This window comes from Hymenobacter duratus (assembly GCF_014698995.1).
Taxonomy (GTDB): domain Bacteria; phylum Bacteroidota; class Bacteroidia; order Cytophagales; family Hymenobacteraceae; genus Hymenobacter; species Hymenobacter duratus.
Genome location: NZ_JACWZZ010000002.1, coordinates 352,532 through 364,966, shown reverse-complemented (window position 1 = coordinate 364,966; position 12,435 = coordinate 352,532). Strand labels below are relative to the sequence as shown.

The 12,435-nt window shown below is 61.1% G+C and carries 14 protein-coding genes; 3 read left to right on the top strand and 11 right to left on the bottom strand.

All coding sequences use genetic code 11. The annotated features are described in order from the left end of the window. Nucleotides 1-34: 34 nt before the first annotated feature. The 5 genes from bioB to IC231_RS09455 all read right to left on the bottom strand — a co-directional run bounded on the left by bioB (nt 35) and on the right by IC231_RS09455 (nt 4,136). Nucleotides 35-1,042 (bottom strand): biotin synthase BioB, encoded by a 1,008-nt coding sequence (bioB, locus tag IC231_RS09475; RefSeq protein WP_190784286.1) that lies wholly within the window; start codon nt 1,040-1,042, stop codon nt 35-37. Nucleotides 1,043-1,199: 157 nt separating this feature from the next. Then, complete coding sequence (locus IC231_RS09470) at nt 1,200-1,745, bottom strand: sugar O-acetyltransferase (RefSeq protein WP_190784285.1); 546 nt, start codon at nt 1,743-1,745, stop codon at nt 1,200-1,202. A gap of 39 nt (nt 1,746-1,784) precedes the next feature. Next, nucleotides 1,785-2,201, bottom strand: coding sequence for an inner membrane protein YiaA (gene yiaA, locus IC231_RS09465; protein WP_190784284.1), 417 nt, complete (start codon nt 2,199-2,201; stop codon nt 1,785-1,787). Between the two features lie 324 nt (nt 2,202-2,525). Further along, nucleotides 2,526-3,662, bottom strand: coding sequence for a 23S rRNA pseudouridine(2604) synthase RluF (rluF, locus tag IC231_RS09460; RefSeq protein ID WP_190784283.1), 1,137 nt, complete (start codon nt 3,660-3,662; stop codon nt 2,526-2,528). A 123-nt stretch (nt 3,663-3,785) separates the two neighbouring features. Beyond that, nucleotides 3,786-4,136, bottom strand: a complete 351-nt coding sequence (locus IC231_RS09455) for a hypothetical protein (protein WP_190784282.1) — start codon at nt 4,134-4,136, stop codon at nt 3,786-3,788. A gap of 78 nt (nt 4,137-4,214) precedes the next feature. On the opposite strand from IC231_RS09455, the gene IC231_RS09450 reads away from it, so the two are divergent. After that, nucleotides 4,215-4,856, top strand: coding sequence for a hypothetical protein (locus IC231_RS09450; RefSeq protein ID WP_190784281.1), 642 nt, complete (start codon nt 4,215-4,217; stop codon nt 4,854-4,856). A gap of 49 nt (nt 4,857-4,905) precedes the next feature. On the opposite strand, the gene IC231_RS09445 is transcribed toward IC231_RS09450, so the two are convergent. The 4 genes from IC231_RS09445 to IC231_RS09430 form a co-directional block, all read right to left on the bottom strand. Next, complete coding sequence (locus IC231_RS09445) at nt 4,906-5,973, bottom strand: proline iminopeptidase-family hydrolase (protein ID WP_190784280.1); 1,068 nt, start codon at nt 5,971-5,973, stop codon at nt 4,906-4,908. Nucleotides 5,974-6,124: 151 nt separating this feature from the next. Then, nucleotides 6,125-6,859 (bottom strand): YebC/PmpR family DNA-binding transcriptional regulator, encoded by a 735-nt coding sequence (locus tag IC231_RS09440; RefSeq protein ID WP_190784279.1) that lies wholly within the window; start codon nt 6,857-6,859, stop codon nt 6,125-6,127. Nucleotides 6,860-6,964: 105 nt separating this feature from the next. After that, nucleotides 6,965-7,408, bottom strand: a complete 444-nt coding sequence (locus IC231_RS09435; RefSeq protein WP_190784278.1) for a hypothetical protein — start codon at nt 7,406-7,408, stop codon at nt 6,965-6,967. Nucleotides 7,409-7,449: 41 nt separating this feature from the next. Then, nucleotides 7,450-7,866, bottom strand: a complete 417-nt coding sequence (locus tag IC231_RS09430) for a SpoIIAA family protein (RefSeq protein WP_190784277.1) — start codon at nt 7,864-7,866, stop codon at nt 7,450-7,452. 162 nt (nt 7,867-8,028) lie between these two features. Here IC231_RS09430 and IC231_RS09425 point away from each other — a divergent pair, with 162 nt between their 5' ends. Both IC231_RS09425 and IC231_RS09420 read left to right on the top strand, forming a co-directional pair. Beyond that, entirely contained in the window at nt 8,029-8,937 is a 909-nt protein-coding gene (locus IC231_RS09425) for an arginase family protein (RefSeq protein ID WP_190784276.1), read from the top strand. 53 nt (nt 8,938-8,990) lie between these two features. Then, on the top strand, nt 8,991-9,836 hold the full coding sequence (locus IC231_RS09420; protein ID WP_190784275.1) for a DUF4097 family beta strand repeat-containing protein: 846 nt from the start codon (nt 8,991-8,993) through the stop codon (nt 9,834-9,836). A gap of 65 nt (nt 9,837-9,901) precedes the next feature. Here IC231_RS09420 and IC231_RS09415 read toward each other — a convergent pair whose 3' ends face one another. Both IC231_RS09415 and IC231_RS09410 read right to left on the bottom strand, forming a co-directional pair. Next, nucleotides 9,902-10,891 (bottom strand): MBL fold metallo-hydrolase, encoded by a 990-nt coding sequence (locus IC231_RS09415; protein ID WP_190784274.1) that lies wholly within the window; start codon nt 10,889-10,891, stop codon nt 9,902-9,904. A 138-nt stretch (nt 10,892-11,029) separates the two neighbouring features. Continuing rightward, entirely contained in the window at nt 11,030-12,397 is a 1,368-nt protein-coding gene (locus IC231_RS09410) for a vanadium-dependent haloperoxidase (RefSeq protein ID WP_190784273.1), read from the bottom strand. Nucleotides 12,398-12,435 lie beyond the last annotated feature (38 nt).

Sequence of the window (12,435 nt, the reverse complement as noted above, 5' to 3'; positions counted from 1 at the left end):
AAGGAGCGTTTCTATTGCAAGGAATCGATGCTGCTTACGCCTCCACCGCCGCCGTGCGGCCGAGCACCGTGGCGCCCTCGGGTACGTCCTTGAACGACTTGCGGGGCTTGAGGCCGAGCAGAGCAAACATCTGCTTGTCGGCATCGAAATCGGGGTTGGGCGTGGTCAGCAGCTTCTCGCCGCTGAAGATGGAGTTGGCACCGGCCAGGAAGCACAGGGCCTGCTCCGTTACGGGCATTTCCTGGCGGCCGGCCGAGAGGCGTACCATCGTGTGGGGCATCAGGATGCGGGCCGTGGCAATCATGCGCAGCATTTCCCACACGCTCACGCGGGGCTGGTCGGCGAGGGGCGTGCCGGCTACGGGCACCAGCGCGTTTACCGGCACGCTCTCGGGGTGGGCGGGCAGGGTGGCCAGCGTGTGCAGCATGGCAATCCGGTCCTCGTCGGTTTCGCCGAGGCCGATGATACCGCCCGAGCACACCGAAATTCCGGCTTTGCGCACGTGCTCCAGCGTGTTCAGCCGGTCGTCGTAGGTGCGGGTCGTGATGATGTCGTCGTACTTCTCGCGGCTGGTATCTAGGTTGTGGTTGTAGGCGTAGAGGCCGGCCTGCTTGAGGCGCTCGGCCTGGTACTCGTTCAGCATGCCCAGCGTGCAGCACACTTCCAGGCCTAGGCCATTCACCTGCTCCACCATGCCCAGCACCCGGTCAAAGTCGCGGTTGTCGCGGATTTCGCGCCAGGCGGCGCCCATGCAGAAGCGGGTGGAGCCCGAGTCTTTGGCGCGCTGGGCCGAGGCCAGCACTTCGGCGTCGGGCAGCAGCTTGTGGGCCTGCACACCGGTGTGGTAGCGGGCAGCCTGGGGGCAGTAGGCGCAGTCTTCGGGGCAGCCACCGGTTTTTACGCTCAGCAAAGTGCATACCTGCACTTCGCCGGTGGCCTGGGTTTCGGCGTGAATGGCGGCGGCCTGCGTGACCAGTTCCAGCACGGGCTGGTTGTAAATAGCGTGTACTTCGTCGAGCGTCCAGTCGGTACGAATGGTCATGGAGTGGGAAGTGTCTGGTTGGTAGAGGAATGGAAGCTGGTGTCTGCGCAAAACAGCGCGGCCCACTGGTGCCGAAGCTCCACAGCGGGCCGCAAGATACAGGAGAAGCGGATTTGCACGGATGAAGAACCGGGCTTAGCCGGTCTTGTTTGCCACTTTATACTGGCCGCAGCACTCGGCACGGATTGCCTACAGCTACCACTCCCGCCGGAATATCGCGCGTGACGACGCTGCCCGCCCCAATGGTAGTGCCCGCGCCAATGGTCACGCCCGGCATTACCAGCACGCCCGCGCCCAGCCACACATTATCCCCGATGGTGATGGGCCGTGCAAACTCCCAGCCCGCAATGCGCGGTTCTACTTCCACCGGATGCCCGGCCGTGCTCAGTACCACATTCGGCGCCATAAACACGTTGTCGCCGATGGTGACGAGGGCGCAATCGAGAATGGTGAGGTTGTAGTTGGCGTACACGTTGCGGCCCAGCCGGATGTTGTAGCCATAGTCGCAGCGCAGCGGGGCTTCCAGGTGGGCGTCGGTTTCGTAGCCCAACAGCTCGGCCAGCACCTGCCGGTTCAGGTACACGGGCTCCTGGTTGTAGCGGTGGCAGAGCTCCTTGGCGCGCAGCCGTTCGGCTACCAGTTCCGGGTCGTTGGCGAGGTATAGCTCGCCGGAGAGCATTTTTTCTTTGTCGGTGAGCGGCATAAACTACTGAATGAAACGATTGTACCTGGGGCCCGCCGGCTACGAAACCGGGGTTTCCGGCGTGTTATTGGCTACGCCGCGTGTATCACGGGTATTTTTCTGCACCGCAATAGCTCCGAATAGGGCCAGCATAAATGACATGGCATAGAAGCCTTTTTCGCTCAGCAGGAGCGTCGCGTTCCACAAGCCAACAGTTAGTAACCCTATTGCGAGGATGGTGGAAAACCAGCTCAGGCCGTAGTAGATGCTCGTGACGGGAATGCCTTCCAGCTGGTCGCGGACTGATTTCTGGAGCGAAATGGCCGAAAAGAGTCCGTACATGAGCACCGTAAAGTAGTAGCCTTTCTCATTGAGCAGCATCTGGGCATTCCAGAGGCCAATGACGAAGGCAGACATACCGGCCAGCAGCGCCAGCCACGAGGCCGCAACGAAGGCGTTAGAGGGCTTGGAGTTCATACAGCAACAGGTAGTTTGGGGTGAGAGAAAAACGCCAGGACTTCCCCGGTCGACAAACCAAACATAGCAGGCAAGCCGGCATAAATCGTATCCAAACTTCAGCACCAATCAGACTTTTGGAATCGGAGCAAAAGCCGCCGTTTTTGCTTCTGTTCCTGCAGTGTGATGCACTTAATTGGGGTGTGAAGGCGGTTTTCAGGGTTTTTGAGCTGCGTGGAGTGAACTTTCTGAAGCCGTGAAATCTGACTTTTAACCCGGATGATTTTACGGCTATACAGAGTGCAAAACAAAACGAGCCGCTTCATGTGAAGCGGCTCGTGGTGGTTAGGAGCGTTTGCCGGGCCGGGCACTGCCGCGGGTGCCGCGGGTGCTGGCTTTGCCTTTCGGAGAGGCGCTGGCGCCGCGAGTGCCGGAGCGGACGGGCTTTCCTGGTCCGGGTTTGCCAGCCAATTTGCCGGGGCGGGTGCCTGCTATGCCCGTTGGGCGGCCAGAGCCAGCCGCGCGGCCGGCCGTTGCCAGGCCTTTGGGCGTAACCGGCTTGCGGCCGCTGGCGCTGGGCTTCTCGACCCAGGCGCCAGTGGGTTTGGCTTTGGGTTTGCGCGGCCCGTCGCCGGCGGTTTCGCCGGAGGCCGGGCGCACAATGTCGGGGCGGCTGGTGGCGGGGCGGGCGGTTTTGTGTGAGGGGCGGTCGGCCCACTGCGTGGCAGTAGAAACGGTTTTGCGGCGGCGAGGCACGGAGCCGTCGTCGGTACCGCTGGAGTGCTCAATCATCTCAAACAGCACCTTCAGCTCCTTCTCTGTCAGCTCGCGCCACTCGCCGGGGCCGAGGCCCTTCACGTTGATGTTCATCACGCGGATGCGCTCCAGCTGCACCACTTCGTAGCCGAAATGCTCGCACATGCGCCGGATCTGGCGGTTCATGCCCTGAATAAGCGTGATGCGGAAGATGTAAGGCGTTTCCTTCGTGACTTTGCAGCGCTGGGTCATCACGCCCAGAATCGGCACGCCACCCGACATGGCTTCGATGAACTGGTCGTTGATGGGCTTGTCTACCATCACCACGTACTCCTTCTCGTGCTGATTGCCGGCGCGCAGAATCTTGTTGACGATATCGCCGTTGCTGGTCAGCAGAATCAGGCCCTGCGACTCCTTATCGAGGCGGCCAATCGGGAAGATGCGCACCGAGTGCTTGATGGACCGGATGATGTTGTCCTTAACGCTGGTATCGGTGGTGGTGACGACGCCCGGCGGCTTGTTGTAGGCAATATAAACGGCATCTTCTTCGGCCCGCGGCTCAATGACGATGCCGTTTACCACTACCCGGTCTTTGGTCGTCACCTGGTCGCCGACGTGGGCGCGCTTGCCGTTCACCAGCACGTTGCCCTGCTCGATATGGCGGTCGGCTTCGCGCCGGGAGCACACGCCGCTTTCACTGATGTATTTATTGAGACGGGTAGCCATGGAGGTCGTGCTTAGGGCCTGGCGCTTGGTGCTGAGGCACTTGGGCAGGCGGGTAAAAAACAGGCTGCCGGCCCCCTGGAGGGTCGGCAGCCTGCAAAGATACGGTATAGCGCGGCGGCGGCCTTACTCCGCGGGCTGGGTTTCCCGGAAAAGCGCAAACAAGGCTGCTTCCAGCTCAACCGGCAGCGTGGGCGGCACCACCGGTTGCAGGGCCAGCGCCGGGCCGGGGTCCGTGGGCGTATAGGTGCCTTCTGAGGCCGTAAACCGCAGCTGGCCCTGCGTGAATTCGCGCTGCTGCTCGTCGCCCTCCGCATTCATCGAAACGAAGGTGAGGTGGCGGAGTTGGCGGCTGGCGCGGTCGAAATACAGCCAGAAGTACACGTCGCCGGGGTTGTCGCTCCGCACATCCAGCCGCTTTATTTCGAAGATGCTGGCCGTGTCGGCGTCGAGCAGGAACAGGGGGCGGTAAGTCATTGGGGGTAACAGAAATTTGAAGCAAGATTACGCTTAGCTTTGACACTTTCTCACACTCTTCATTTGTTTGACGTTGCTATGCTTACTCGTTTACAGACCGTATTTCTGCTTTTGTGGATGATTTGTTTGAATACTATTCAGGGTTATGCGCAGCAAACCAAGCAGGAATTGAATGTGAAAATGGCAGCGGCCATATGCCCGGCTCTTGAAAAAGCTGCTTCTGAGCAGAAAACGGAATCCCTCACGAAAGCTCAATACCTAAAAATTCTAACGCAGAGCTTCGGGCCGGTAGCGGGCAAAGAAGTAATGACAATTAAGCGGCTATATGGTGCAGATGCTTTTGGCAATGCTGAGATTATGAATCAGATTGGTACTGAGGTAGGGGCTCAGTTAATGCAGGATTGCCCAGCTTTTATGGCATTATCACAAATGGTGGCGCCTGCACCTGAATCCACTGCCGCCACTACTGGGAAGTCGGTAGGTAAATTGGGCCCATTGCAGGGTACGGGACTGGCGCGGCTGCAAGTACAGATTGCAAAAGGTGACAATGCCGAGTTCCTGTGGCTAACTCGCTTTCCAGAGGCCGAAGAAATTCTAACAAAGCTAAATACGCTGCAAGGTCGGCAGGTGCGCATTAGCTGGCAGGAAATTGATATATACCAGCCTCAGGAAAAACGCTTCAGCAAAATGCGGGAAATCACAAGTATAGAACTCCTGTAAATCCTCAACCCGACCTTGCGCAAGCACAAGATGACACGTCTTGTGGGCGCTACAGCTTCACCGCCTTCTCGCCCCGGTCCACGCCTTTTAGCCAGGTAATCAGGCCGCGCATGTAGATGGGCTGGTCGTCGTAGAAGCTCATGTGGGAGCCGTTGGGGCAGATGAGGGCGGTGCCGTGCTGCACCTTTTGGGCTACCATGCGCATGTGCTCGGGGTCCATGGTATCGTACTTGCCGCCGATGCTAAGCACGGGCACGCGCAGCCTGGGCAGGTCGGGCACGCGGTTCCAGTTCAGCAGCTTGCCCGACACGCCAAACTCGCTGGGCCCCTGCATGGTCACGTAGAGCGACTGGTTCATTTTGGCGAAGGAGCGGTTTACCGGCTCGGGCCACTCGGCGGGCGGGCGGCGCAGGATGTGCTTGGCGTAGAAGTTGGGCAGCAGCAGCTCCATGTAGCGTGGGTTCTGGAAGTCCTTGCGCGCCTCAATGGCCCGGATTTCCTTCAACACCTCGGGCTTGAACTGCGGGGCCAGCACCTCCTCCGCGTACTTCCCGTAGTCGGGCACGCTCATCATCATATTGCTGATGACGAGGCCCTTGAGGTGCTGCTGATACCTGAGGGCGTACTCGGCCGCGAGGATGCCGCCCCAGCTGTGGCCCAGCAGCACGAAGTTGCTGCTGTCGAGGCGCAGGGCCTGGCGCACCTGCTCCACTTCCTCCACGTAGCGCGGCAGGCTCCACATGGCGGTGTCTTTGGGGTTGTTGGAGTTGCCGCAGCCGAGCTGGTCGTAGTAGATGATTTCCACGCCCTCACGGGGCAGGAAGCTTTCCATGCACTCGAAGTACTCGTGCGTGGCCCCTGGCCCGCCGTTGAGCAGCAGCAGCTTCAGGCGCTGGTTGCTGCCGATGCGCTTGGTCCAGACGTTGAACGTGCCTTTGGGCGTGTTGATGGCCACCAGCTGCACGCCGCCGGTCTGCAGCTGGGTGGTATCGGGGGCGGGGAAGTAGCTGCTGAGGCTGGGCGTCTCCGGGGCGCTGATTTCGGTGGGAGCGGGGCCGGAACAGGAAGCCAGCAGGCCTAGGCTAAGCGTGGCGAGTGCGAGAAGTCGATGGAGCACGTAAGCAGGCGTGAAGGTGGAAAACTAAACCTACCCAACTTCGCGGCCACCACCAAACGAAAAGCGGGCCACCCCAATGGAGCGGCCCGCTTGCCTGATTGAATCGACTACGAAATCCGACCAATCCGGAAAATCCGGTTAAATCCGTGATTTAGCCCAGCGTGTGGTACACGGCCTGCACGTCATCGTCGTCCTCGAATTTCTCGATGAGGTTCATCACTTCCTCCAGTTGCTCGCCTTCGAGATGCACGGTGGTGTTGGGCACACGCTGCAGCTGCGCCGAAACCACGTTCAGGCCTTTTTCCTCCAGCGCCTTCTGCATCTGGCCGAAGTCGGTGAAGGCAGTTTCCACCACGATGTAGTCTTTCACGGCGCCGTGCTCGTCTTCTTCCTGGTCGGCGTACACGTCTTCGGCACCAGCGTCAATCAGCTCCAGCTCCAGCTCATCCAGGTCGAGACCTTCGGCGGCCAGCTTGAATACGCCCTTGCGGGTGAAGGTGTAATCGGAGGAGCCGGCCGTGCCCAGGGCGCCGTTGCCGCGGTTGAAATACATGCGCACGTTGGCTACGGTGCGGGTCGGGTTGTCGGTGGCGGTTTCGATGACTACAGCCACGCCGTGCGGCGCGTAGCCTTCATACACCACCTCGGCATAATCCTTCTCTTCCTTGCTGCTGGCGCGCTTGATGGCGGCTTCCACCCGGTCTTTGGGCATGTTCACGCCCTTAGCGTTCTGCATGGCGGTGCGCAGGCGGGAGTTCGTATCGGGGTTGGGGCCCGATTCCTTCACCGCCATTACAATCTCCCGGCCGATACGGGTAAAGTCCTTGGACATCCGGTCCCAGCGCTTCATTTTGCGGCCTTTGCGGAATTCAAACGCGCGTCCCATCTATAGAGTAGGTAAGTAGGTGAGTGGGTAAAGAGGAAAAGCGGGCCTGCGCCCGGAATGGGCTGCAAGTTAGCAGAAAGCCCGGCCGGGCGCAACGCTGGCCCGCTATTCTACCCGCAGCGTGTAGATGCTCTGGTTGCCGGCGGGGTAGCCCTGCATGGTGAGCGTGAGCAGGCCATTGGCCAGCCGAAATGTGCCCTCATCGGTGCGGGGCTGGCCTTTTTTGTCGGTGTAGCTGAACGTAATCCGGTCGGCGGTGAAGGCAAAGCGGCCGCTTTGGTCGAAGCGCATGGTGCCGCCGTTGCCGGCCAGTGTCAGGGCCTTCTGAAAAGTGCCATCGGGGCGCAGCGTGAGGGTGCCGCCCACTCCTTTGGCCGCCATCGGCGTCGGGCTGGTGGCCTTGTCGAGGATGGAATAGGTGAGGTAGGAGTAGGTGCTGAAGAAGGAAGGTGCCAGCTTGGGTACCGGGGCGGTTTTGCGCTGGGCTAGGGCGGCCGGGGCGCTACACAACAGGCCGGCCAGCAGCAGGAGTAGAAAACGACGAATCATGCCGGAAGATAGCGCACCGCCCGCTTAGATCGGGGTAGCACTCAGTGGATGGTGGCCAGCCAGGCTTTTGCGGCCTCCTTCTCATCGAACTCGAACGTGGTAGCCAGCGGGTGGTTCATGTGCTGGAGAGTGGAAGCCACACAGCTGCGCGTAGGCCAGTCCATGGCATTTACCCAGGCTACGGCCCGCACCCCGGCCTCGTGCAGCTGCACCATAAATTCCTGACCTATCCATTCGGCGGCCTGGTACCACTCGCCGAAGGCTTCGCTACTGTCGTTGAAGATACGTGTGCTACCAGTCTGCCGCACTAGTGCCAATAGCTGGGCGCAGCCGCTGCGTACCGATGCATCATCTTGGTGGCCCTGCCACTGGGCGTGCAGCCAATCATTGTGGTAGTCGTAGCGGATCGTGAGCGAAGCGGTATCGAACAGAATCCGTGGGCTGGAAGAAGAGGCCATGAGCGAGAGAGAAAGGCGCCTGTCAGGCCATACCGATGATGTTTTCTGCAATACGCTTGAGCCGGAGCGGGAGTTGGATTGCGCAAAAGCCGTTGTCTGCCATGCTATTGCTGATCGGTCGGGCTGTATGCGTCCTGTTCGGTTGTGTACTACATTTGGCGCATGCCAACATTTCTGCGTGAACTGATTCGGCCCGCCGCCGAGCTGCCCGAAGCCGAGGTATGCCTCGTGGGCCTGCCCCTGGATTTCGGGACGGTGCTGGAAGGAGGACGGCCCGGCGCCGCCGGTGCCCCGGCCGCTATGCGCCGGGAGCTGGGCCGCTACCACAAAACCTACAATCTGGAGCACAACGTTCGCCTCGACGGCCTCCGGATTGCTGACGCCGGCGACCTGCAGTTAAGCCACCCTGACCATGCGACCAATCATGCCCACATCCGGGAGCAGATGGCCGACCTATTGCGCCGCTATCCGCGCGTGGTGGTGCTGGGCGGCTCCCACGATGGCAGCTACAGCACCGTCCGTGGCCTGTTTGATGCGGCCGGAAGCCAGCCGGTAAGTGGTATCAACCTGGATGCTCACGCTGATGTGAAGGATAAGCCGGGCCTGATCAGCAGCGGTACCCCGTTCGGCAAGCTGCTGCGCGAGGGGTTCCTGGACGGTTCGCGCTTCACCGAAATAGGGCTGCATTCCAATCTGAACACGTTCGAGGATATCGAGTTTCTGCACCAGCAGCAGGCCCACATTGTGCCGCTGGCCCATGTGCAGGCCGAAGGCATGCCGCTCTACATGAGCCGGGCTCTTTCACGGGCCGCTACCAGCCCGGCCTTTGTGAGCTTCGATGTGGATGGCTGCGCCGAGGCGTTTGCACCCGCTGTGTCGGCGCCCAGCGCCGACGGTTTCACGCCGCGCCAGGCCACGGAAGCCGCATTCTTGGCCGGGCAGAAGCCGGAGGTGCGGCTGTTTGAGGTAGTGGAGTTCAACCCGATTTTCGACCGGGATAACCAGACGGCGCGGCTGGCCGCTACCATCGTTGCGGCCTACCTCACGGGAGTTGCGGCCAGCCTGCAGTAGTGTCGGCCGCGTGGCGAGTTTCGTCTTCCAGTATCTTCTTCGGCTCTCTCAACATGAAATACCTCTTCCTTATACTGTTGATGGGGGGCGCTGCCACCTGCGCCGCCCAGGCACCCGTTTTTCAGATTCGGTGTGAAACCAGTACGGGTAACCAACTGCAGAAAACCTACTGCGAAACGCGCGACCTGAGCCTGCCTGCCCCGGCGGCCGGTACCCCGCTGACCGTTGATGCCCGCCTGAACGGCGGTATTGTGGTGCGGGGCTGGAGCGGCAGCACGGTGCGGGTGCGGGCCCGCGTGCAAGGCCAGTCCGGCACGCTGGAAGCAGCCCGGGCAGTGGCGGCGGCCGTGCAAATCAGCAGCACTGGCAACACGCTGCGTGCGTCCCGCGCCAATGGCTCGTTGGAAGACTGGGGCGTGAGCTACGAGGTGTTTGTGCCCACGCAAACCAGCCTGGCACTGACGGCCACCAATGGCAGCATCCGGCTCGAAAATGTGCAGGGTACCATCACCTTCGAAACCACCAACGGCAGCGTGGAGCTGGCGGGTGTGGGCGGTGACGTACGCGGTAAAACCACCAACGGCCGCCTGAACGTTGCCTTCACCGGGGCTGCCTGGGCTGGTCCCGGACTCGATGTAAAAACTACTAACGGTGGTGCAACGTGCCAATTGCCGGCCTCCTATGCCGGGATACTGGTGGCCCGCACCAGCCACGGCCGCGTCACGGCTAGCTTGGTACCGGCAGTGCGCAAGCTGCTGCAGGCGCATAGCCTCACGGCTACGTTCGGGAAGGGCGGCCCGCAGCTGCGCGTATCTACCGTGAACGGCAGCATTGCGGTGAAGCAGGAGGGAGCGGGCCAGAAAAACGCGCCGGAACCAGAACCGAAGCAAGAGGAATAAAAAACCGCGCTCCACTGAAGTGATTCAGCGGAGCGCGGCAGTATACAGTTGCAACAAGGCAGTTTCTACTCCGGAGCCTTACCGGTCCGGGGCACGCGAGGCCCGTCCGCCTGCTTTTTCGGGTAGTCGTTCTGCTGATGCGTTTTCTGCTTCTTGACAAAGAAAGCCGCGGCAGCAATGGCCGCCAGCGCCACGCCAGTAATAGCGAGTTTGGTGCGGAGTGGGTCGGCAGGAGCGGGCGGAACCGACACGACGCCGTTGGCATCAAGACGAGCAGGCTCCTGCACGTAGCGGCCTTTGGTTGGCATCGGGAAATGGTCGGCTAGCTGCTGCAGCCCGGCAGTGGCCTCCAGGCCCGTAATGACAGGGCCATGGCCGCAGCCAATGGCCTCGGGCCGAAGCGCCGCCAGCTTCTGCACCGACTCGCGCACCTGCTGCCAGTCGTAGTTGAAGGGCGCGCCGGCCACGCTGATTTTCGGGAGCTGTAGCAGCAGCGCCGGCACCGACTCGTGGTTGGCCGTGGCAAATGCATCGGCGCCCAACAGCGTGCGGTCTGACTCGCGGAACAGCGCTAGTTGGCCTGGCGCGTGACCTGGCACGTGCAGCCAGCGCCAGCCAGGCAGAAACGGAACTTCCTCCGAATCGGTGGGGAAAGCCTGCACATAGTCGCTGAGCTGGAACGACTGCGGCGGGAAGAACCGGGCCACGAAAGCCAGCGTGCCGCCGTTTTCCACGGTAGGGTCGGCGGCCGGATACACGGCGCGGGCCGTCAGGAAAGGCATTTCCAGCGGGTGGGCTAATACCGGTACCTTCCAATGCTCCGCCAGTGCCTGCACCGAGCCGGAATGGTCCATGTGGCCGTGGGTCAGGATAATAGCTTCGGGATGGGTGCCGGGATAAAACAGCTTGTCGGCCGCCGCAATGATGTCTTTTTCAGAGCCGGGCAGGCCGGTATCCACCAGTACCCACTCGCCGGGCGTACCGGTTTCCACAAAATACAGGTTGACGAAACGCTGAATCTGAAGCTGGGTCACGCCAGCAGCTACTTTTTTCATAACGGAGGACAGTAGGTTTGGGCGTTGCATACGCAGAAACGCCCTTCAGGGCTGCGCCGGATCGGTAAATGCCAGCATTCTGTGCCGTTCAGCTTAGCAGGACAGAAACAACGTTTTTACAAATTCCCCAGCACGCGCTTAGCGCCAGCTCAGGGCATTCACGTTCTGCCCGATCTTGCGGCCTTCGCGCAGCCCGATTTCGTTGTCCTGGCGGGAATGAATGCCGCCCAGGAAGCGGGAGAGGGCCGATTCTTCGGCCGTTTCCCAGAACGAATGGTAGGTACGGGCCCGGAAGTCGGTGGCGCGGGGTATGTCGCGGCCCCGGCCCACGTGGGAGTCGTCGGTGAAGGTGATGTTGCCATACAACTGCTCCAGCACAATAGCCGTGGCGGCCGACTGCGTGGCGTGGCCCGATGGAAAACCCGGAAACGGTGGCGCTGGCCAGAATGGCACCCAGGTAGGATCGATAAAGCGGCGGACGAAGGTGTAAGGCCGTTCGTTGTTGTAGATGTACTTGCACTTCCAGCACAGAATGAAGGCGTCGGCCACAGCAATACCGGTGCGGGCAAACGTTTCGGTGGCTTTGCCCAAGTCGGCGTGGGTAGTGTTGACCAAGATACGGGCCAGGTTGTAGGAGTGGCCGGGGGGCGTGAAGGTCTCGCTGGGGTCATCGGCCCACCAGATGGCAATTTCCTTCTCTTCCTGCGTCAGGCTGCGGTTTTTGGCATATACCTCCAGATACTGGGCGTAATACTGCGAAGTAGGGGCACTGGAATAAGAAATAGGCACGGGCATGGGCATGTTCCGGTCTGTGGCTAGGAACGTGCGGTTCGAGCCCCAGTACGGCTGCATCGGGATGGTCCGGCCGTTTTCAGTAGGCTGCCAGTCACCTAATGCGCTGGCCGGAGTAAAGCTAGCGGGGAAGTTGCGGTTGTAGCCCTCGTGCCCGCCGTCTGTCCTCGACCACGTGAAAATAGCCTGCGCCACGCTGCGCCCGTACTGGCCTGAACGGTCAGCTACCGCCTCATCGGTGCCGGCGTGCTGGCGGGCCAGCGCCGTTTCCAGCGAATCGATACGGGCCATGCTGGCGGCAGTAGTATTGGCAAACAGCGCTTTCAGGATACTGGCCTGCGCGGCATTGGCGCTCAGTTGCCAGTTATAAACCTGCCCTGCCTCCGGCTGAGGCAAGCTGCTCAGGTCCTGCAGCTGGCCAGCCATCGAGCGGCGCCCCGGTATGCCGGCCACCACCGACTCGTACATGGTGAGGCCAGCGTAGCCCAGCGCCCGCGCCGTTACGGGTGGTGTGAAACCGGGGCTGGTGCGCACCAATTGTAGCGTGAGCTTGGCCCATTTGTCCGCCACTTCGGCAGTGTAGCTGGTTGCCGGCACCGATTCGGGCGCTGCCGTTTCCTTGTCTGATTGGCAGTTCTGTAGCAGCAGCGCCAGCACTACCAAGCCCGACCACGCTAGGCGCCGTGTCGTCGAAAGAAGTAGAAGTTTGTCCATAAGAAAGAAGTTGTAGCTAAGTGGTAGATGCCTGAAGA